This is a genomic window from Nodosilinea sp. FACHB-141 (assembly GCF_014696135.1).
In the GTDB taxonomy this organism is placed as follows: domain Bacteria; phylum Cyanobacteriota; class Cyanobacteriia; order Phormidesmidales; family Phormidesmidaceae; genus Nodosilinea.
In genome coordinates this window covers 46,890-64,921 of the sequence record NZ_JACJPP010000011.1, presented here as the reverse complement: position 1 = coordinate 64,921, position 18,032 = coordinate 46,890, and the positions used below count along the sequence as shown (strand labels likewise).

Sequence of the window (18,032 nt, the reverse complement as noted above, 5' to 3'; positions counted from 1 at the left end):
TCCTTAGCACTCGATAACGCCCTTGATGACTAGCCGTTAGCTAACAACATTGCTGTTCAGCTACTTACCAGACATAGCAAAGCACTTCGCCACCAATACCCTGACGACGGGCATCGCGGTCAGTCATGATGCCGCTAGAGGTAGAAACGATTGCAATGCCAATACCTCCCAGCACCCGAGGTAGCTCTTTTCGATTGGAATACACGCGCAAACCGGGCTTGCTAACGCGAGTAAGGTTGCGAATGATGGGCTGACGAGTCTTGCCCTTGTACTTAAGGGCGACTACCAGTTGAGGACGCTCTTCAACAGTAGTTTCAGAGTAATCCGTGATGAACCCTTCTTCCTTAAGCACCTTTGCAATACTCCGGGTCATCCGGGTAGAAGGAATACCTACAGTTTGGTGCCGCGCCAGATTCGCATTTCTGATGCGAGTCAACATATCCGCAATTGTGTCGTTAGCAGCCATAGTTCTAGTACGCGTATAAACCTGTGTTAGTTGTCACGGAACGGCATACCCAATTCCTTGAGTAGCGCTCGGCCTTCTTCATCGGTGCTGGCGGTGGTCACAATGGTGATATCCATACCGCGAATTTGATCGATGCTGTCGTAGTCAATTTCAGGAAAAATCAACTGCTCTCGCAGACCCAAGGTATAGTTGCCGCGTCCGTCGAAGCTCTTAGGGCTAATGCCGCGAAAGTCACGAATGCGGGGCAGGGTCAGGTTGATGAGGCGATTTAGAAAGGCGTACATGCGGTCAGAACGTAGGGTGACCATAACCCCCACGGGCATGCCTTGACGAATTTTGAACCCTGCGATCGCCTTTTTGGCGCGGGTTACCACCGGACGCTGACCGGTGATTAAAGCCAGTTCGCTCAGAGAGGACTCCAGCGCTTTGGCATTCTGAGACGCTTCACCTAGACCCCGGTTGACGGTCACCTTAACAACCTTAGGAACTTGGTGAATGTTGTCGTACTTAAACTGTTCCATCAGCTTAGGTACAACGGTGTCTTTGTATATGGTCTTTAACTGGTCGGTCATGGGTCGTTTCTATCGCTTTCCTGGGCTTGGTCAGGACTAGAGGATGAACGTAAGACTAAAAGCCTTAATCAATGATTTCACCGGTCTTTTTCAGCATCCGCACCTTACGACCGTCATCAGTAAAGGTGTAGGCAACTCGGCTGGCCACTTTCTCCTTTTCGGAGTAGAGCATGACGTTGGAGCTGTGAATAGGAGCCTCTTGGGTCACAATCTGGCCCGATTCCCCTTCCTGCTGAGGCTTAACGTGTTTGGTGCGGATATTTACGCCTTGAACAACCACCTGGCTGGTTTTAGTAATAACGGTAAGCACTTCACCTACCTTGCCGCGATCGCGTCCAGCAATTACCTGAACGGTATCTCCTTTGCGCACATGCACCTTATGGCGCACGGGCTGCTTTGATGTTGTTGCCATTACAGAACCTCCGGTGCCAGCGACACAATCTTGGTGAAGTTTTTGTCGCGCAGCTCACGGGCTACTGGCCCAAACACGCGAGTGCCTTTAGGATTGCCGTCCTGGTTAATAATCACGGCCGCGTTGTCGTCAAAACGAATGCTCATACCGCTACTGCGGCGCAAGCCCTTCTTAGTGCGAACCACTACAGCCCGGACTACATCCGATTTTTTCACGGCCATGTTTGGCAGTGCATCTTTGACGACAGCAATGATTACATCACCCACTCCGGCATAGCGGCGATTACCACCCAGTACGCGAATGCACATGAGCTTCCGGGCACCGCTGTTATCGGCCACATTTAAGTACGATTCCTGCTGAATCACAATTCCCCCTATGCGTCTGCCGCACGATTAACAATGTCAGCTACCGTCCAACGCTTGGTCCGGCTCAGGGGACGGGTTTCAAGAATTCGCACCTGATCGCCTTCCTGGCACGTATTCTCTTCGTCATGGGCCTTATAGCGCTTTGTCCGCACCACAATCTTGCCGTACTTAGGATGGGAGGTGCGACTTTCCACAGCAACCACGACGGTTTTGTCCATCTTGTTGCTGACGACCATTCCCACTCGTTCTTTAACCGCCATCTAATTCACCTATTCCCTACGCTGTTACCGATTCTGTTGTGGCTGCTGCCACGGCGGTGGCTTGGGCCTCTGCCTCTGCCTCTAGGGCAATTAGCTGGCGTTCCCGCTGAACCGTCATAAGCTGAGACAGACGATGACGGAGGTGCTTAAACTGATGCACCTGCTTGTCGAGTTGGCGAGTAGCTTTTTGAAATCGCAGTTGAAATAGCTCACGCTTGGTTTCGGCGATCGCATTTAGCAGCTCTTCATCGCTCAGGCTGCGCGCCTCTTGAATCTTGGTTAATGCCATTGGCCTACGCCTCCTTGCTTTCGCGGGCGATGAACTTAGTCTTGAACGGTAGCTTGAACGCGGCTAGTCGCATCGCTTCCCGAGCAGTGGCTTCAGGTACCCCAGCAATCTCAAAAACGATTCGGCCGGGTTTCACCACAGCTACCCAAAACTCAGGATTACCCTTACCAGAACCCATCCGGGTTTCTGCGGCACGCATGGTCACAGGCTTGTCAGGAAAGACGCGAATCCAGATTTTGCCGCCTCGCCGTACATAGCGAGTCATAGCTCGACGAGCTGCCTCAATCTGACGAGCAGTTAGCCAGCAGGGCTCGGTTGCCTGAAGGGCAAAATCACCAAAGTTGATATCGCTGCCTCGCTGAGCCATTCCGCGCATACGCCCGCGGTGCTGCTTGCGAAATTTAGTTCGTTTTGGACTTAGCATGGATCGGCACTCTTGAAGTCACAGGTAAAATCAATCAAAGAAACGCGAGGACAGCCTAATCTTCATTAGAGCGGTCATCAAACTGCTGACGACGACGGGGCTGACGGCGACGAGGCTGAGCATTGGGGGAAGCAGCTGGAGCTTCCTCTTGACCGGGAATAATCTCGCCCTTAAAGATCCAAACCTTGACACCCAAAATGCCGTAGGTAGTTTGAGCAGTGGTGTAGGCGTAGTCAACATCAGCCCGTAGGGTGTGAAGAGGTACCCGACCTTCCCGAGTCCACTCAGTACGAGCGATTTCTGCACCGTTCAAACGACCACTCACCTGAATTTTGATACCTTCCACCCCAGCGCGCTGGGCACGCTGAATAGCTTGGCGTACCACCCGACGGAAAGAAACCCGGCGCTCTAGCTGCTGAATAATGTATTCAGCCACAAGAGCAGCGTCCGCATCTACACGGTTCACTTCCACCACATTGACGCGAATTTGGCGGTTCGAGTCCTTGAGTAACTTCTGCACACCCACTCGCAGAGACTCAATACCTGCTCCGCCCCGACCTACAACGACCCCAGGACGAGCAGTCCGCAACTCAAGATCAATTTGGTCAGCCTTGCGCTCAATGCGAATATCGGCAATACCAGCATTGTTCAAAGTCTTCTGAACATACTCGCGAATGCGATAGTCTTCCTGAAGCAAATCAGGATAACGAGTGCCCTCTGCAAACCAGCGAGAGCGGTGCTCTTGAACTATGCCAAGGCGAAACCCGGTTGGATGAATCTTGTGTCCCACGAACTAACCCTCTGGAAATTGGTTTTTGAACAACTGGTGTTTGGACAATGGAATCAATACAACAAGCTATTCAGCAGCCGGAGCTACAGCAATAGTGATGTGGCAGGTCGGCTTGCGAATTTGATAAGCCCGACCCTGGGCTCGCGGGCGAAACCGCTTTAGAGCTGGACCTGCATCAGCAAATGCTTCGCTCACTACCAAACCCGTTGGGTCAAGACCATTGTTGTGCTCAGCATTAGCTACAGCAGAACGCAACACTTTAATGATGGGTTCGCACGCTTTGTAGGGCATAAACTCCAGGATGATCAACGCATCCCGATAGCTCTTGCCGCGAATCTGGTCGAGCACCCGACGCACCTTACGGGGCGACATGCGTACATAGCGAGCTACCGCCTTAACCTGCTCTGAGGTATCCACAGCCATTTTTCCAGTTCCTCTACCTAATACCTAACGACGAGCTTTTTTATCGGTCTTGGCGTGGCCGCGAAAGGTTCGCGTGGGGGCAAATTCACCCAGCTTATGGCCCACCATCTGTTCAGTCACATAAACCGGCACATGCTGGCGACCGTTGTGCACCGCGATCGTATGACCAATCATCTGGGGCAGAATTGTAGACGCCCGCGACCAGGTCTTGATCACTTGCTTATCACCCCTAGTGTTTAGGGCTTCGATCTTAGAAAGCAGGTGGTCGGCCACGAACGGCCCTTTTTTTAATGAGCGAGACATGATGCTTCAGCCCTAACAACAATCAAGAAACAGCCAACAAATTGCCAATTAGGCGTTACGACCGCCACGACCCCGCTTAGATACGCGACGACGACGACGTACCACGTACTTGTCGCTATCCTTATTCTTCTTGCGAGTTTTGTAGCCCAGGGCTGGTTTACCCCAAGGGGTTACAGGACCAGAACGGCCAATAGGCGCCCGACCCTCACCACCACCGTGGGGGTGATCAACCGGGTTCATCACACTACCGCGCACCTCAGGGCGGCGACCCAGCCACCGCTTACGGCCCGCCTTACCAAGGCTGACGTTGCGGATATCGGCATTGCCGACCTGACCAATAGTGGCATAGCACTCACGACGCACTAGGCGAACCTCAGTTGAAGGCAGCTTAAGCGTGACGTAGTCACCTTCCTTAGCTACAACTTGGGCACCAGTACCAGCAGAGCGCACCATTTGTCCGCCTTTCCCAGCCTGCATCTCGACGTTGTGCACCGTTGTGCCCAGGGGGATTTTGTAGAGGGGCAGAGCGTTGCCCACTTCTAAAGGTGCATCAGGACCAGCCACCACGGTTGCTCCTACCGCTAGGCCAGCGGGACAGAGAATGTAGCGCTTTTCGCCATCTTCGTAATGAAGCAGGGAAATACGTGCGTTACGGTTAGGGTCGTACTCAATAGAAGCGACCTTGGCGAGCACACCTAGCTTATTGCGATGGAAATCGATGACGCGGTACAAGCGCTTATGACCGCCACCCCGATGGCGACAGGTAATTACCCCTCGGTTGTTACGCCCCTTGGGACGATGGGTGGAGTGAGTTAGAGACTTTTCAGGCTCGCTGCGGGTAATCTCGGCAAACTCAGAAACGGTTCGCTCACGAGTACCAGGGGTATAAGGTCGATAGGAACGGATGCCCATGGGAGTACTTGCTGGCTACACGGCTAAAGGTTAAGACGGTGAAAACTTGATCCCTAGAGATCAGGGAAAAGAGGAATGGTGTTCCCAGGGGCCAGAGTGACCACAGAACGCTTGTAATGAGGACGATGGCCTACAAAGCGCCCCATCCGACGTTTCTTCTTGGGAGGGTTGTAGGTATTGACCGACACGACCCTGACTTCAAATAATTCCTCGATCGCTGCCTTGATCTGCAGCTTGTTAGCACGAGGATCGACTTCAAAGACGTACTGGTTGTTCTCCAGCAGCAGGGTAGCCTTTTCGGTAATCAGGGGCCGACGGATGAGATCAGCCAAAGACGGAGTATTGTCGGCGTTAATCACTGTAAACCTCCTGAATAGCCTCTAGGGCAGGGGATGTAATGACAAGGTGGTCAGCATTCAGCAGATCGTGAATGTTGAGATTGGCAGCGGTAATCAGCTTGACATTCTCAAGGTTGCGAGCCGAGAGGTAGACCAGTTCTTGTCGTTCGGCAATGATCAAGAGAATCTTGGCATTGGGATCAATACCCCAGCGAGCGATGGCATCGAGCAGCTCACGGGTTTTGGGGCGAGAAAATTTATTCTCAAACCCTTCCACCACCACTAAATCATCAATCCGGCTCTGGAGGACGGTGCGTAAAGCTAACCGCCGCTCTTTGCGGTTCATCTTGACACTGTAGTCGCGAGGCTTAGGGCCAAAGATGACACCACCGCCGCGCCAGAGAGGAGAACGGTTAGAACCAGCTCGGGCCCGACCGGTACCCTTTTGACGCCAGGGCTTGCGGCCACCACCTCTGACTTCAGCACGGGTCTTAGTAGAAACCGTGCCTTGACGGGCGTTGTTCATCTGACGCACTAGAGCGCGGTGAACAATGTGAGAGGCAGACTCTTCTTTGGCAACCTGAAGATCTAAGGATGCCGTACCCGCCTCTTGGCCCTCCCAGTTTTTTACGACGCACTCAACCATTGTCTGAACCTATCTCTTAAAAAGCTTTGGATGCCCGAAAGTCAAAGACTTAAACCGCTTGCTGCAACCCTGGAAGAATTAGGCATTTACCCATTGGGCTGGAGCAATACTCAACAACCCACCGGGCTTACCAGGAATGGCACCTTTGATCAGCAGGATGTTGCGATCGCCATCTACCCGCACCACCTCCAGTTTGCGAATGGTCACGCGGGCGTTGCCCATTTGACCAGCCATCCGCTTACCGGGATAAACACGACCAGGAGTCGTACCTGCGCCAGTAGAACCAGGCAAGCGGTGGTTCTTGGAACCGTGAGCCATCGGACCACGGCGGAAATTGTGGCGCTTTTGATAGCCCGCGAAACCGCGACCCATGCTCTTGCCGGTGACATCCACCAACTGGCCCTGGCTAAAAGTTTCGGCAGTTACGGTCTGCCCCAACTCAAAACCATCGGCGGCATCAACTCGATATTCTTTCAAGTGACGCAAAGGAGCGCTGCTAGAGCGAGCCAGATGGCCCAACTCAGGCTTGTTGAGCTTCTTTTCGGTCACTTCATCAAAACCTAGTTGGATAGCTGCATAGCCATCGGTATCTAAGGTCTTTATCTGAGTAACAACGCAAGGACCGGCCTGCACCACCGTGACGGGGATAGCATTGCCTGCCTCATCGAATACTTGGGTCATGCCCAGCTTTTTGCCGAGAATACCGACTGCCACAGTCCTGTCTCCCTACTAACACACTACGAAATGCGCAGGACTCCCTAAATGGAAGAGCTTTGCGCATCAACGACATCAACTTTTGAACACCCCAAACCGAAAAGTTCATCGGGGGTAAGCGCTGCCGGCCTAAACCGGTCACGATTCAAAAGAAAGTTGACTTACTCTGACACAGCTGACCTTTGAGCCAGAACCGCAAACACCTTGGTGTTAGGGCATCAGAACAGTCAAATGCCAGGACTTGGGTAACCCGCTGGACTACTCAGTATCCTTTTTTGTCGGCGATTTACCATAGTACACTCCTTGTCAGCACATGTCTATAACCATTTTCAGAAAAGTTCTAAAGTTTGGCTGCTGACTTAACCTGCGCACAGACAGATCAACCAGATAAACGCTTCTGGCTAGCTAGGTTTACTCTCTGCATGAACGCAGTACAATAACACCTGATAGCCAATGGCCGAGGATAATTATGGCGCTGCTGACAACGGGTAAGCCCTTTATTAAGGATCTGGAGAGCAATGGCGCGATCGCCGTGCGCATGCCCCTGGAGGGAGGATTTGAAGGTCGCTACGAGCGCCGGTTGAAGGCCACCGGTTATGAAACGATGAACCTCACGGCCCGTGGCTTAGGGGATCTGTCGTCTTATCTCACCGCTATTCATGGGGTGCGCCCGCCTCACTTGGGTAAGAAAACTTTGGGCAGCGGTGCAGCGGTAGGCTACACCTATTTTATTCCCCCTGTACTTACGTATCGTCTAGATACCATGTCGGCTAAGGCTAAAGGCATGGTGCTATGGCTGATTGAGGGGCATATTTTGTCGCGACAGGAGCTAGCCTATTTGGTTAGCCTGCCAACCCTTGAGCCCCGGGTAAAGGTGGTAGTCGAAATGGGGGGCGATCGCTCCTTTAGCTGGGAGCCCTTGGCCAATCTGATATAGACCCGATGCCAGTCTAAGATCCGAGGCTGGCCCTCAAAGAGCCGGGTTATCCCCGCTAAAACCCACGCCCCCATGGACATTGAAACCGCCTCTGGAGCTGTACCAGGGGCTCTTTGTTTAGAAAGCCACCTACCGTTTCCCCATCGATCGCTACAGATGGGGCAGTGGGTGAAGCTAATTTGCGGTGCCAGCTACCAAGACATGCCGACGGTGCGGCGATTGGTGATGCTCTATGCCCTAGCGGGAGTAGATTGCATCGACGTAGCCGCTGATGGAGCAGTGGTGACCGCTGCCCGCCGGGGATTGGCGGATGCTGTGCGCTTGGCGGAGTATTTGAACGGCAGCGAAGCGTCTTTGGAGAATTACAACTACCTAATCCCCGGATTGCCCTGGCTCATGGTGAGCCTCAATGACAGCGAAGACCCTCACTTTCGCAAGGCTCACTTCAATGCGACGCACTGCCCACCCGAGTGCGATCGCCCCTGCGAACCCATCTGTCCCACTGCTGCCATTCAGTTTCAGGCCCCTATGCAAGGGGGAGTCACTGCGAACCTCTGCTACGGCTGCGGTCGCTGCATCGCCGTTTGCCCAGTTGATAATATTGAAGCCCAATCTTATCTAGCTCGTCCAGAAGCCTTCTCTAGTGAGCAACTGGCCCAAATTGACGCCGTAGAAATTCACACTCAAACTGGGCATCATGCTCAGTTTGCACAGCTCTGGCAGCGGTTGCAATCCTGGCGCCCCCACCTCAAGCTAGTCTCCATTAGCTGCCCAGACCATGACCAAGTGGTGCCGTATCTATGGCACCTCTATCACCTGATGGCACCGTTGGAGGTGCCCCTGATCTGGCAAACGGATGGTCGACCCATGAGCGGTGACCTGGGTAAGGGCACAACCCACGCCGCCATTCGTCTAGCCCAAAAGATTCTCGATGCAGGGCTACCGGGCTATGTGCAACCCGCTGGCGGTACCAATGGCTACACTGTAGATAAGTTGCTCAATCTCGGTTTGGTCAATACAGCATTTCCACCTCAGCCTGATGCGTCTCAACCCAATGCCTGGTCTTCTCAGCAGGTTGGGATGGCCGACAGTGATATAGCTTTAGCCCCCAAAACTATTTCGGGCATTGCCTACGGTAGCTACGGGCGATCGCAAGTAATGCCGCTGCTTGATGCCCTTGACCAAGAGCTTCAACCCTGGCTGGGGAATGACTCCCTTGACCAGCCCGCCATCGGTCAAAGCACTTCAGTCAGTGACAACTCCAAACCAATCGTTGCCCCTTGGCAGCGGCTAGACAGTAGTGTCTTGGGCCAAAGCCTAGCCTTGGCCCGGCAGCTGGTAGGCCCACTCAAATCCCATAGACATTTTTTACCAACACGTTATGGTTAGCTATAGCGACGATCGCTCGATGAGTGACGGATCGAGCAGCAACGCCCCTGCCGACAATTTTTCTGCCATTAATAACCTTGCCGTGGACTTTTTACCCACCGAATCTGAAGGGACAGCCCAGCATCAGTCTGCCCCTGCCCAAGACACGCCCATTGATGACTTAGAGCAAATCCTCAGTATTCTACCTCCGTCCATCCGCGCTCAGCTTCTGCACCACCCCCAACGTCAAAGTCTGATTGAGGTCGTTTTAGACCTGGGTCGCCTGCCCGAAGCTAGGTTTTTTGGCAGCGTTGAGTATCTGTCTGAAGAGCCCGTTACCCATGCCGATCTGGACCATTGCATCAAGCGGGTGGGCATCTTTGGCGGCGATAACCGAGCCGGCATTGAGAAAACTTTGCACCGCATCAGCGCCATTCGCAATCGCTCTGGGGAAGTGATTGGCCTTACCTGCCGCGTGGGGCGAGCGATTTTTGGCACTATTGGTATGATTCGAGACCTGGTGGAAACAGGTCGGTCCATTCTAATGCTGGGTCGGCCCGGTGTAGGTAAAACCACAGCTCTGCGCGAAATCGCTCGAGTGCTAGCCGATGACTTGCAAAAGCGGGTGGTGATCATCGACACCTCTAATGAAATTGCGGGCGATGGCGACATTCCCCATCCCGCCATCGGTCGAGCACGGCGCATGCAAGTAGCCCGCCCTGAAGAGCAACATCGAGTCATGATCGAGGCGGTGGAGAACCACATGCCTGAAGTGATTGTCATTGATGAGATTGGCACTGAGCTAGAGGCCTTAGCGGCCCGCACCATCGCTGAGCGTGGGGTACAGCTAGTGGGTACCGCCCACGGCAATCAGCTCGAAAATCTAATTAAGAACCCTACTCTTTCAGACTTGATTGGCGGCATTCAATCGGTCACGCTTGGGGATGAAGAAGCTCGCCGTCGAGGCAGCCAAAAAAGCGTGCTAGAGCGCAAGGCTCCTCCGACTTTTGACATCGCTGTGGAAATGCTAGAGCGGCAGCGCTGGGCCATCCATGAGGACGTGACGGTCACTATTGATAATCTGCTGCGGGGGCGCCAGCCGGGGCTACAAATTCGCACTGTGGATGAGAACCAGAAGGTAATTATTACCCACGAGCTACCGGGCTCAGGGCGAGAGGTCGCCAAGCCATCGCGATCGGGTATGGGCTGGCGCGCAGCAGGGCAAATGGTGCCTCCGACCAATGCCGCGATCGCCCAGCGCACTGCAGGCAACGGCAACAACATTCGGCCTCTGGGCAAGGTCTATAGCCAAGAACCGACCACTGACCCCATGTTCGCCCACCTGCTGGAGACGACTCCCGATGACGACATCATCGGGCCCAATGGGGAGGATGCCATGCGCCTCTATCCCTATGGCCTCAGCCGTTACCAGATTGAGCGGGTGATTCAGACCCTGCACATGCCTGTAGTGATCACTAAAGATTTGGACAACGCTGATGCCGTGATAGCGCTGCGATCGCACGCTAAGGCCCAAGCCAAGCTCAAGCACATGGCCCAGGGGCGGCAGATTCCTGTCCACTTGGTCAAGTCCAACAGCATCCCCCAAATTACCCGCGCCCTCCAGCGCCTGCTGGACATGGATGACAATCCAGCCGCCATTGATCTAGAACTGTTTAGTCACAGTGGCGGTGACGATGAGCTAGAAGCCTTAGAAGAAGCTCGTCTAGCCGTTGAGCAAATCGTGATTCCCAAAGGCCAACCGGTTGAACTGCTGCCCCGCTCAGCCCACATCCGCAAGATGCAGCACGAGCTAGCCGAACATTATCGGCTCAAATCCCTCAGCTGCGGCGAAGAACCTAACCGACGGTTGCGCATCTATCCGGCCTGAGGCAGAGCACCCATCAACAACCAGAGAATACTATGACCACGGTGCGCTATAGAATGAAAGCACCAAAATGACACCAGCGCAGCTTTAGCACGGGATTTAGTGCCTATTTTCTCTGGCCTGTCGTTTGACCTAACCTCTTTCAAAGAATCCTATGAAATCTTTAATTTCTCGTCTCTTGGCCTTGGTACTTGTGGCCGTTGTTGGCCTCACAGGGTGCGGCGCAGGCGTCAGCGGCAGGCTCAGTGGTGACTATCGCCAAGACACATTGATGTTGGTAGATAGCCTTAGAACCTCGATTAACCTACCTGACGATGACCCCGCTAAGGTAGAGGCCCAAGCTGAGGCCAAGGCCGTCATTAGCGACTTTGCCTCTCGCTATCGCCGAGATACTTCTGTAGCCAACCTTAGCTCATTTACCACGATGCGCACGGCACTAAATGCGATCGCAGGTCACTACAGCAGCTATCCCAACCGCCCCCTGCCTGAAAAACTCAGGACTCGCGTTGAGCAAGAACTGAAGCAAGTGGAATCTGCCCTCAAACGTGGAGCTTAAGGGTAGAAGCCGCATTTTTTCGCCAACTTTTTGATTAGTTCCTAAAAAGAGGTCGTCCTTAGACGACCTCTTTTTGCTTCGGGCATAGCCCTAGAGACAAATTTTATTTGACGGATTGCCGTCAGCTTGCTAGCATAGCAATTCTGTAGTGAAGTGCGAGTTGGACATGAAAGTCCGTGCGTCTGTGCGCAAGATGTGTGATAAGTGTCGTGTGATCCGCCGCCGTGGCCGGGTCATGGTGATTTGTTCTAACCCCAAGCATAAGCAACGACAGGGGTAACGTAGGGTCTGACAGGGCTTTTACAACAGTGTAGATGCCATTTCAATCTGTCAGATGGTCTTGAATATACTGACTCAGGACAACTGAATCTAAACGTTCTGTTCGAGTTTCTGTATAGGCTTTTGACGGTTTGGGCAGCGGCCTAACATAGCAGACTGAGTAGCCGTAGCTGGGCTGCATGGTTAAAACCACATACTGGGGAGATAGTAAAGGTGGCACGGATAGCAGGCGTGGATTTGCCACGCGACAAACGAGTTGAAATTGGCTTGACCTATATCTACGGTATTGGCCTTACCCGTTCTAAGGAAATTCTCGCTAAAACTGGGGTTAGTCCCGATGTGCGGGTTAAGGACTTAACCGATTCCGACGTAGCAAAGCTACGTGATTCCGTCGAGAGCGACTATCAAGTAGAGGGCGATCTACGACGGTTGGAAAGTATGAACATCAAGCGATTGATGGACATCGGCTCCTACCGCGGACGGCGTCACCGCGCTGGCTTACCAGTGCGTGGGCAGCGTACCCGAACTAACTCTCGCACCCGTCGAGGCGGCACCCGTCGCACAGTGGCTGGCAAGAAGAAAGCGCCTCGTAAGTAGAACTGCTTCGCCTCCTTAGCCTCCAGTCAATATGGGGGGTTAGAGCAGAAAGCTCGCTAAGCTTTGTAGCGAGTTTTTCTGACTGTTTACCGGTGTTTGCTAGTGTTAGTGGCCCACCGATAATCGCATTGACTCAAGTTTCCTTGAATTGAATTTAGTGACAACGCTATGGCCAAACCAACTCGAAAGACTGGACCTCGAAAGAGTAAGAAGAACGTACCGAGCGGTGTCGCTCACATTCGTTCAACATTCAACAACACCATTGTGACTATTACTGACCAGTCAGGAGAAGCAATTTCCTGGGCTTCAGCAGGCTCTAGTGGATTCAAGGGAGCAAAAAAAGGCACCCCCTTTGCGGCTCAAACGGCGGCTGATAGTGCTGCCCGACGGGCAATGGATCAAGGGATGCGGCAGATTGAAGTTATGGTGAGCGGTCCTGGGGCTGGTCGCGAGACCGCTATTCGTGCCTTACAGGGAGCGGGTTTAGAAATTACTCTAATTAGAGACGTTACTCCTATTCCCCACAACGGTTGTCGACCACCCAAGCGTCGTCGGGTTTAGGCACTTACTATAGTGTCGTTGGCGCATTTGGCGGGCAGGGTATCGCGAGGTTTAAGGGAGGCAGGATTTTGGCACAGTTTCATGTTGATTGCGTAGAGTCTGTCGTTGAAAACGACCAAAGTCAGTACGGTCGATTTGTCATCGAGCCTTTAGAACGTAGTCAGGGTACCACCGTAGGCAATGCACTACGGCGGGTATTGCTATCCAACCTAGAAGGTATTGCAATTACAGCCGTGAGAATTGCTGGGGCAACCCACGAATTCTCGACTATTGTCGGGGTGCGGGAAGATGTTCTTGACATTCTTCTCAACATGAAGGAGATCGTCTTGAGGAGCTATACTAGCCAGCCTCAAATTGGTCGTCTTCTTGTTCAAGGTCCTGCTCGGGTGACTGCGGGTCACTTTGAACTACCCTCTGAAGTAGAAGTGGTCAATCCTGAGCAGTATGTGGCGACAGTTGCCGACGGACATACGCTCGAGATGGAGTTTCGGGTTGAGCGTGGCCAGGGCTATCGAGCCGTGGAACGGAGTAAAGACGATGCTACGGCGCTGGACTTTATTCAGCTTGACTCGGTGTTTATGCCCGTCAAAAAGGTCAACTACACCGTCGAAGAGGTTGTAGTCTCTGGGTCCATGCAGCGCGATCAGCTGATCATGGACATCTGGACGAACGGCAGCATTACTCCTCAGCAAGCGATGAGCCAGGCCGCTGATATCCTAGTGGGTCTGTTTATGCCCCTTAAGGATGTCACCCTAGAGCCCAAGTTTGACGAAGAGGTTAAGGAAGAAGACCCCAACAACCAAATTCCTATTGAGGAACTAAGGCTTTCGGTGAGGGCCTACAACTGCCTCAAGCGAGCTCAGATCAATTCTGTGGCCGATCTGCTGGACTTCAGCCAAGAAGACCTCCTAGAGATCAAGAACTTTGGCCAGAAATCTGCCGAAGAGGTGATTGAGGCTCTTCAGGAGCGTTTGGGTATCACCTTGCCCCTTGAGAAGGCGTCTAAGACAGCTTGATCCCAGGGTTGACGTAGAACCGAAAAGCCTGATGCGCTGAGCCGTTCTGATTGTTCCTTGGTTATCTATATCTTTTATTTTGTCGTTCATCTGAGTTCAGTCCCATGCGTCACCAGTGCCGCGTTCATCAACTCGGGAAACCTGCAGACCAGCGCAAAGCTCTGCTGCGTTCCCTAACCACAGAGCTAATTCGCCACGGTCGAATTACCACGACTAAAGCTCGGGCTAGAGCCGTGCGTGAAGAAGCTGACCGTATGATTACCCTAGCCAAAGACGGTTCTCTACCAGCTCGTCGCCAGGCAATGGGATATATCTACGACAAGCAGTTAGTCCATGCTCTGTTTAGTCAAGCAAGCGAGCGTTACGGCAGTCGTAATGGAGGCTACACCCGTATCGTCAAAACCGTTCGCCGCCGGGGCGACAACTCAGAGATGGCCATCATTGAGTTGACTTAACCTCTCTCCCCTGCGTTTCTGCTTATTAACCCTTAGCCCGTATTGATGGAGAAGTCGTCACCCATACAGCGCAGTCTGGAAAGCCAGCCCGCAGAGTTTGCTCAGTCAACTCAGCGGGTGGCTTTGGTAGTGCAGTATGTGGGCACCCGCCTCCATGGCTGGCAGTGGCAACCCAATGCTCGTACGGTGCAGGGTGAGATTGAAGCGGCCGTGCGTTCAGTTCTGGGCTATGCGGTGCGTCTTAGCGGTGCAGGGCGAACCGATACGGGTGTTCATGCAGCGGCTCAGGTAGCTCACTTTGATGCGCCTAGCTTTATCCCAGCACACCGTTGGGCCGACGTGCTCAATGCCCGACTGCCGGAGGATATTCTGATTCGAGCTTCGGCGGCAGTGGCTGATACCTGGCATGCTCAGTTCTCAGCCTGCTGGCGGCGATATCGATATACCCTTTACACGGGTCAGCGGCCTAATCTGTTTGTGCGTCCTTTTGTCTGGCACTACTACCGTCAATATTTAGACCAGGGAAAAATTCAGGTGGCCCTCGATGCCATGGTGGGCCATCATGATATGACGGCCTTTCATAGGGCGCGCTCAGGCAAAAGTCATTCCTGGGTAGACCTACAGATAGCTGAGTGTCACCGCCAAGATACCTTCCTCACTGTTGAGCTTCAGGCCAAGGGTTTTTTGTACGGTATGGTGCGGCTGATTATGGGCTTGGTGGTAAAGGTAGGCAGTGGTGAGCTGACGCCAGCGCAGTTTGGTGAACTGTGGCAACAAGGCCAGCGTCAGCAGGTTAAGTATGCAGCCCCCGCCCAAGGGTTGTGCCTACTTCGGGTCGGCTACGACGACCATCCCTTTGCTCAGGAGGTTTGGTTTGATACTCAGCCCCACTTTTTCTGGGGTCCGGCGGTAGCCTAAGGTTTGTCTAAGTTTGTCTAAGTTTGTTTAACTCGTTCGTTTTACTTAGTGTGGTTTATTCAGGAAAGGCAGCTCAAGCGCTATGACTACTAAGACCTACATCCCCCCTACCGATTCTATTCAGAGGCAGTGGCACGTAATCGACGCTGAAGGTCAGCGCCTGGGACGATTGGCCACCGAAATTGCCACCATTCTGCGCGGCAAAAACAAGCCAACCTTTACCCCCCACATGGACACTGGCGACTTTGTTGTCGTGGTGAACGCCGAGAAAGTGGTAGTTACAGGCCGTAAATCTAGCACTAAGCTCTATCGCCGCCACTCAGGTCGTCCGGGGGGGATGAAGGTTGAGACCTTCGACAAGCTTCAGACTCGTATTCCTGCGCGGATCATTGAGCAGGCTGTGAAAGGTATGCTGCCGAAGAATTCTTTAGGTCGCAAGCAGTTCACCAAGCTTAAGGTGTATGCCGGGCCGGAGCATCCTCATCAGGCTCAAAATCCTGTAACCCAAATCGTAAACACTATTCCTGGAGAAGCTAAATAATGCAGGCTACCGATCAATCTGAACGAGCTGTGTACTGGGGTACTGGTCGCCGCAAGACCTCCATCGCGCGGGTACGTCTAGTGCCTGGAAGCGGTCAGCTGATAATCAATAAGCGCCCTGGTGATGATTACCTACAGTTCAACCCAGCCTATCTAAACGCCACCAAGGCTCCCCTCGAGGTGCTGGGTTTGGAGAATGCCTACGATGTTTTAGTCAACGTCAAGGGTGGTGGTCTGACAGGTCAAGCTGATGCAATTCGGCTTGGTGTGGCCCGAGCACTATGTGAGCTGGACCCCGAAAACCGCAAGCCTCTCAAAGTAGAAGGGTATTTAACCCGCGATCCTCGTGCTAAGGAGCGCCGTAAGTACGGTCTGAAGAAAGCCCGCAAGGCACCTCAGTTCTCCAAGCGCTAGATTGGATCTAGTGATTTAGGCATGGTTTGGCAGAACTCAACTTTTGGGTTTTTGCCACACCGCTAAATCGCTGCTTCTGCTCTGCCAAGTCTGTCTCATTCTATTGACGTTGTTTTACACCCTGTTATGGCAAAGTCTGATATTCATCCCAATTGGTATCCTGAGGCCAAGGTCTTCTGCGACGGTAAAGAGATTATGACCGTAGGCTCTACCAAGCCTGAACTGCATGTAGACGTATGGTCTGGGAATCACCCTTTCTATACCGGTACCCAGAAAATTATTGACACTGAAGGCCGCGTTGAGCGCTTTCTGCGTAAGTATGGTATGGCTGATACATCGGCTACTACCACCGATGGCGCTGCCGACAAGGCCTAGTTTGCTGTGCTGTAGTAGGGCAAGGCATTCTGGCTAGACGGTGGATAAAAGGGGACTATGGCTGAGGCATACTTAATTGAAAAACTCAACTCTGTGGAACAGACGTTTCAAGAGCTAACGCGGAGAATGGCTGACCCTGATGTAGCCAAGGATCCGGATGAGTTTCAGCGTATTGCCAAGTCTAGATCCTCGCTGGAGGAAACGGTCACAACCTACGCTGAGTGGAAGTCTACTGGCGAGGAACTGGCTGACGCGCGCGAAATCTATAAGGAAGCTAACAGCGATCCCGAGATGAAGGCGATGGCCGGTCTAGAGGTTGAGGCTTTAGATGCAAAGCTAGCGGAGCTAGAAGCTCGACTCAAGGTACTACTGCTGCCGCGCGATCCCAATGATGACAAGAACATCATGTTGGAAATTCGTGCGGGTACCGGCGGCGATGAGGCGAGCATTTGGGCTGGGGATTTGGTGCGGCTCTATTCTCGCTATGCCGAAACACAGGGTTGGCGCGTGAAGCTGCTCAGCGAGTCGGCAGCCGATATGGGCGGCTTTAAGGAAGCAATTCTAGAAATTGCGGGCGATCGCGTCTATAGCCAGCTCAAGTTTGAGGCGGGAGTTCACCGTGTCCAGCGGGTGCCGGTCACCGAGGCGGGTGGGCGGGTGCATACGTCTACGGCTACTGTGGCAATTATGCCTGAGGTAGACGAAGTGGAAGTGCAGATTGATCCGAAGGATATTGAGCTCACCACAGCGCGATCGGGTGGAGCTGGCGGACAGAATGTCAACAAAGTAGAGACGGCGGTCGATCTGATCCACAAGCCCACGGGCATTCGGGTGTTTTGCACTGAGGAGCGATCGCAGCTCAAGAACCGTGAACGGGCCATGCAGATTCTGCGGGCTAAGCTCTTTGACATAAAGATGCGAGAGCAGCAGGAAGCCGTATCTTCGATGCGAAAGTCGCAGGTGGGCAGCGGGGCGCGATCGGAAAAAATCCGCACCTACAACTACAAAGACAATCGGGTGACTGATCATCGCCTCAACCAAAACTTTACCCTTACCCCGGTCTTAGAAGGGGATATTGAGGACCTGATTCAGTCATGCGTTAGCCGAGACCAGCAGGAACGATTGGAAGAGCTGGCGGCTGAGTCATCCGCTGTCTAGGAATCTTTGATGTCACGGGCAGTGAGGCTACCAGCCAGAAATTTTCTAGCCAAAATCAA

The 18,032-nt window shown here is 53.2% G+C and carries 28 protein-coding genes; 14 read left to right on the top strand and 14 right to left on the bottom strand.

The window, feature by feature from the left end:
* Positions 1-64: 64 nt before the first annotated feature.
* The 14 genes from rpsH to rplC form a co-directional block, all read right to left on the bottom strand.
* Positions 65-466 carry a 30S ribosomal protein S8 gene (gene rpsH / locus H6F59_RS08875; RefSeq protein ID WP_035991897.1) on the bottom strand — a complete coding sequence of 134 codons (402 nt, stop codon included), beginning with the start codon at positions 464-466 and terminating at the stop codon, positions 65-67.
* 26 nt (positions 467-492) lie between these two features.
* A complete protein-coding gene (gene rplE, locus H6F59_RS08870) occupies positions 493-1,038 on the bottom strand; it encodes a 50S ribosomal protein L5 (RefSeq protein ID WP_190522683.1) in 546 nt (181 codons plus the stop codon).
* Positions 1,039-1,102: 64 nt separating this feature from the next.
* Positions 1,103-1,450: a 50S ribosomal protein L24 gene (gene rplX, locus H6F59_RS08865; protein WP_199308986.1), complete on the bottom strand. Its 348-nt coding sequence runs from the start codon at positions 1,448-1,450 to the stop codon at positions 1,103-1,105.
* Positions 1,450-1,815 (bottom strand): 50S ribosomal protein L14, encoded by a 366-nt coding sequence (rplN, locus tag H6F59_RS08860; RefSeq protein WP_073609625.1) that lies wholly within the window; start codon positions 1,813-1,815, stop codon positions 1,450-1,452. Before rplN ends, rplX begins: the two co-directional genes overlap by 1 nt.
* 8 nt (positions 1,816-1,823) lie before the next feature.
* Positions 1,824-2,075: a 30S ribosomal protein S17 gene (rpsQ, locus tag H6F59_RS08855; RefSeq protein ID WP_190522681.1), complete on the bottom strand. Its 252-nt coding sequence runs from the start codon at positions 2,073-2,075 to the stop codon at positions 1,824-1,826.
* A 16-nt stretch (positions 2,076-2,091) separates the two neighbouring features.
* Positions 2,092-2,364 (bottom strand): 50S ribosomal protein L29, encoded by a 273-nt coding sequence (rpmC, locus tag H6F59_RS08850; RefSeq protein ID WP_190697893.1) that lies wholly within the window; start codon positions 2,362-2,364, stop codon positions 2,092-2,094.
* Between the two features lie 4 nt (positions 2,365-2,368).
* Positions 2,369-2,788, bottom strand: coding sequence for a 50S ribosomal protein L16 (rplP, locus tag H6F59_RS08845; protein WP_190522676.1), 420 nt, complete (start codon positions 2,786-2,788; stop codon positions 2,369-2,371).
* A gap of 55 nt (positions 2,789-2,843) precedes the next feature.
* A complete protein-coding gene (rpsC, locus tag H6F59_RS08840; protein ID WP_190522674.1) occupies positions 2,844-3,578 on the bottom strand; it encodes a 30S ribosomal protein S3 in 735 nt (244 codons plus the stop codon).
* A gap of 66 nt (positions 3,579-3,644) precedes the next feature.
* Complete coding sequence (gene rplV, locus H6F59_RS08835; RefSeq protein WP_190522672.1) at positions 3,645-4,001, bottom strand: 50S ribosomal protein L22; 357 nt, start codon at positions 3,999-4,001, stop codon at positions 3,645-3,647.
* A 24-nt stretch (positions 4,002-4,025) separates the two neighbouring features.
* Positions 4,026-4,304 (bottom strand): 30S ribosomal protein S19, encoded by a 279-nt coding sequence (gene rpsS, locus H6F59_RS08830; protein ID WP_190522670.1) that lies wholly within the window; start codon positions 4,302-4,304, stop codon positions 4,026-4,028.
* A 48-nt stretch (positions 4,305-4,352) separates the two neighbouring features.
* Entirely contained in the window at positions 4,353-5,216 is an 864-nt protein-coding gene (rplB, locus tag H6F59_RS08825; protein ID WP_190697890.1) for a 50S ribosomal protein L2, read from the bottom strand.
* A 53-nt stretch (positions 5,217-5,269) separates the two neighbouring features.
* On the bottom strand, positions 5,270-5,572 hold the full coding sequence (locus tag H6F59_RS08820; RefSeq protein WP_190524364.1) for a 50S ribosomal protein L23: 303 nt from the start codon (positions 5,570-5,572) through the stop codon (positions 5,270-5,272).
* Positions 5,568-6,200 carry a 50S ribosomal protein L4 gene (gene rplD, locus H6F59_RS08815; RefSeq protein ID WP_190697887.1) on the bottom strand — a complete coding sequence of 211 codons (633 nt, stop codon included), beginning with the start codon at positions 6,198-6,200 and terminating at the stop codon, positions 5,568-5,570. The genes H6F59_RS08820 and rplD overlap by 5 nt, the downstream gene beginning before the upstream one ends.
* Positions 6,201-6,278: 78 nt before the next feature.
* Complete coding sequence (gene rplC / locus H6F59_RS08810; RefSeq protein ID WP_190697884.1) at positions 6,279-6,914, bottom strand: 50S ribosomal protein L3; 636 nt, start codon at positions 6,912-6,914, stop codon at positions 6,279-6,281.
* 469 nt (positions 6,915-7,383) lie between these two features.
* Between rplC and ndhN the strand changes: the two genes are divergently transcribed.
* From ndhN to prfA, 14 genes are all read left to right on the top strand, one after another.
* Complete coding sequence (gene ndhN / locus H6F59_RS08805; RefSeq protein ID WP_190522662.1) at positions 7,384-7,851, top strand: NAD(P)H-quinone oxidoreductase subunit N; 468 nt, start codon at positions 7,384-7,386, stop codon at positions 7,849-7,851.
* 72 nt (positions 7,852-7,923) lie between these two features.
* Positions 7,924-9,240 carry a circadian clock protein LdpA gene (gene ldpA, locus H6F59_RS08800; RefSeq protein WP_190697881.1) on the top strand — a complete coding sequence of 439 codons (1,317 nt, stop codon included), beginning with the start codon at positions 7,924-7,926 and terminating at the stop codon, positions 9,238-9,240.
* Positions 9,233-11,107, top strand: a complete 1,875-nt coding sequence (locus tag H6F59_RS08795) for a R3H domain-containing nucleic acid-binding protein (protein ID WP_190697878.1) — start codon at positions 9,233-9,235, stop codon at positions 11,105-11,107. Before ldpA ends, H6F59_RS08795 begins: the two co-directional genes overlap by 8 nt.
* 151 nt (positions 11,108-11,258) lie before the next feature.
* Positions 11,259-11,660, top strand: coding sequence for a photosystem II protein Psb27 (gene psb27, locus H6F59_RS08790; protein ID WP_190697875.1), 402 nt, complete (start codon positions 11,259-11,261; stop codon positions 11,658-11,660).
* A 166-nt stretch (positions 11,661-11,826) separates the two neighbouring features.
* On the top strand, positions 11,827-11,940 hold the full coding sequence (rpmJ, locus tag H6F59_RS08785; RefSeq protein WP_071527191.1) for a 50S ribosomal protein L36: 114 nt from the start codon (positions 11,827-11,829) through the stop codon (positions 11,938-11,940).
* 212 nt (positions 11,941-12,152) lie between these two features.
* Positions 12,153-12,536 (top strand): 30S ribosomal protein S13, encoded by a 384-nt coding sequence (gene rpsM / locus H6F59_RS08780; protein WP_190522654.1) that lies wholly within the window; start codon positions 12,153-12,155, stop codon positions 12,534-12,536.
* Positions 12,537-12,704: 168 nt separating this feature from the next.
* Positions 12,705-13,097, top strand: a complete 393-nt coding sequence (gene rpsK, locus H6F59_RS08775) for a 30S ribosomal protein S11 (protein WP_073609638.1) — start codon at positions 12,705-12,707, stop codon at positions 13,095-13,097.
* A gap of 68 nt (positions 13,098-13,165) precedes the next feature.
* Positions 13,166-14,113 carry a DNA-directed RNA polymerase subunit alpha gene (locus tag H6F59_RS08770; RefSeq protein WP_190522652.1) on the top strand — a complete coding sequence of 316 codons (948 nt, stop codon included), beginning with the start codon at positions 13,166-13,168 and terminating at the stop codon, positions 14,111-14,113.
* Between the two features lie 104 nt (positions 14,114-14,217).
* Entirely contained in the window at positions 14,218-14,568 is a 351-nt protein-coding gene (rplQ, locus tag H6F59_RS08765; RefSeq protein WP_190522649.1) for a 50S ribosomal protein L17, read from the top strand.
* 45 nt (positions 14,569-14,613) lie between these two features.
* Positions 14,614-15,486 carry a tRNA pseudouridine(38-40) synthase TruA gene (gene truA, locus H6F59_RS08760; protein ID WP_190697873.1) on the top strand — a complete coding sequence of 291 codons (873 nt, stop codon included), beginning with the start codon at positions 14,614-14,616 and terminating at the stop codon, positions 15,484-15,486.
* A gap of 82 nt (positions 15,487-15,568) precedes the next feature.
* On the top strand, positions 15,569-16,027 hold the full coding sequence (gene rplM, locus H6F59_RS08755) for a 50S ribosomal protein L13 (RefSeq protein ID WP_190522645.1): 459 nt from the start codon (positions 15,569-15,571) through the stop codon (positions 16,025-16,027).
* Entirely contained in the window at positions 16,027-16,440 is a 414-nt protein-coding gene (gene rpsI / locus H6F59_RS08750; protein WP_190697870.1) for a 30S ribosomal protein S9, read from the top strand. The genes rplM and rpsI overlap by 1 nt, the downstream gene beginning before the upstream one ends.
* A gap of 126 nt (positions 16,441-16,566) precedes the next feature.
* The gene (rpmE, locus tag H6F59_RS08745; RefSeq protein ID WP_190697867.1) at positions 16,567-16,815 is read left to right on the top strand and encodes a 50S ribosomal protein L31; all 249 of its coding nucleotides are present in this window, start codon (positions 16,567-16,569) and stop codon (positions 16,813-16,815) included.
* Between the two features lie 57 nt (positions 16,816-16,872).
* Positions 16,873-17,973 carry a peptide chain release factor 1 gene (gene prfA, locus H6F59_RS08740; protein ID WP_190697864.1) on the top strand — a complete coding sequence of 367 codons (1,101 nt, stop codon included), beginning with the start codon at positions 16,873-16,875 and terminating at the stop codon, positions 17,971-17,973.
* Positions 17,974-18,032 lie beyond the last annotated feature (59 nt).

Excerpts from the sequence above, each read along its gene's own strand:
- rpsH (WP_035991897.1), bottom strand. The coding sequence starts at position 466 with ATGGCTGCTAACGACACAATTGCGGATATGTTGACTCGCATCAGAAAT.
- rplE (WP_190522683.1), bottom strand. The coding sequence starts at position 1,038 with ATGACCGACCAGTTAAAGACCATATACAAAGACACCGTTGTACCTAAG.
- rplX (WP_199308986.1), bottom strand. The coding sequence starts at position 1,450 with ATGGCAACAACATCAAAGCAGCCCGTGCGCCATAAGGTGCATGTGCGC.
- rpsQ (WP_190522681.1), bottom strand. The coding sequence starts at position 2,075 with ATGGCGGTTAAAGAACGAGTGGGAATGGTCGTCAGCAACAAGATGGAC.
- rpmC (WP_190697893.1), bottom strand. The coding sequence starts at position 2,364 with ATGGCATTAACCAAGATTCAAGAGGCGCGCAGCCTGAGCGATGAAGAG.
- rplP (WP_190522676.1), bottom strand. The coding sequence starts at position 2,788 with ATGCTAAGTCCAAAACGAACTAAATTTCGCAAGCAGCACCGCGGGCGT.
- rplV (WP_190522672.1), bottom strand. The coding sequence starts at position 4,001 with ATGGCTGTGGATACCTCAGAGCAGGTTAAGGCGGTAGCTCGCTATGTA.
- rpsS (WP_190522670.1), bottom strand. The coding sequence starts at position 4,304 with ATGTCTCGCTCATTAAAAAAAGGGCCGTTCGTGGCCGACCACCTGCTT.
- rplB (WP_190697890.1), bottom strand. The coding sequence starts at position 5,216 with ATGGGCATCCGTTCCTATCGACCTTATACCCCTGGTACTCGTGAGCGA.
- rplD (WP_190697887.1), bottom strand. The coding sequence starts at position 6,200 with ATGGTTGAGTGCGTCGTAAAAAACTGGGAGGGCCAAGAGGCGGGTACG.
- ndhN (WP_190522662.1), top strand. The coding sequence starts at position 7,384 with ATGGCGCTGCTGACAACGGGTAAGCCCTTTATTAAGGATCTGGAGAGC.
- ldpA (WP_190697881.1), top strand. The coding sequence starts at position 7,924 with ATGGACATTGAAACCGCCTCTGGAGCTGTACCAGGGGCTCTTTGTTTA.
- H6F59_RS08795 (WP_190697878.1), top strand. The coding sequence starts at position 9,233 with ATGGTTAGCTATAGCGACGATCGCTCGATGAGTGACGGATCGAGCAGC.
- psb27 (WP_190697875.1), top strand. The coding sequence starts at position 11,259 with ATGAAATCTTTAATTTCTCGTCTCTTGGCCTTGGTACTTGTGGCCGTT.
- rpmJ (WP_071527191.1), top strand. The coding sequence starts at position 11,827 with ATGAAAGTCCGTGCGTCTGTGCGCAAGATGTGTGATAAGTGTCGTGTG.
- rpsK (WP_073609638.1), top strand. The coding sequence starts at position 12,705 with ATGGCCAAACCAACTCGAAAGACTGGACCTCGAAAGAGTAAGAAGAAC.
- rplQ (WP_190522649.1), top strand. The coding sequence starts at position 14,218 with ATGCGTCACCAGTGCCGCGTTCATCAACTCGGGAAACCTGCAGACCAG.
- truA (WP_190697873.1), top strand. The coding sequence starts at position 14,614 with ATGGAGAAGTCGTCACCCATACAGCGCAGTCTGGAAAGCCAGCCCGCA.
- rplM (WP_190522645.1), top strand. The coding sequence starts at position 15,569 with ATGACTACTAAGACCTACATCCCCCCTACCGATTCTATTCAGAGGCAG.
- rpsI (WP_190697870.1), top strand. The coding sequence starts at position 16,027 with ATGCAGGCTACCGATCAATCTGAACGAGCTGTGTACTGGGGTACTGGT.
- rpmE (WP_190697867.1), top strand. The coding sequence starts at position 16,567 with ATGGCAAAGTCTGATATTCATCCCAATTGGTATCCTGAGGCCAAGGTC.
- prfA (WP_190697864.1), top strand. The coding sequence starts at position 16,873 with ATGGCTGAGGCATACTTAATTGAAAAACTCAACTCTGTGGAACAGACG.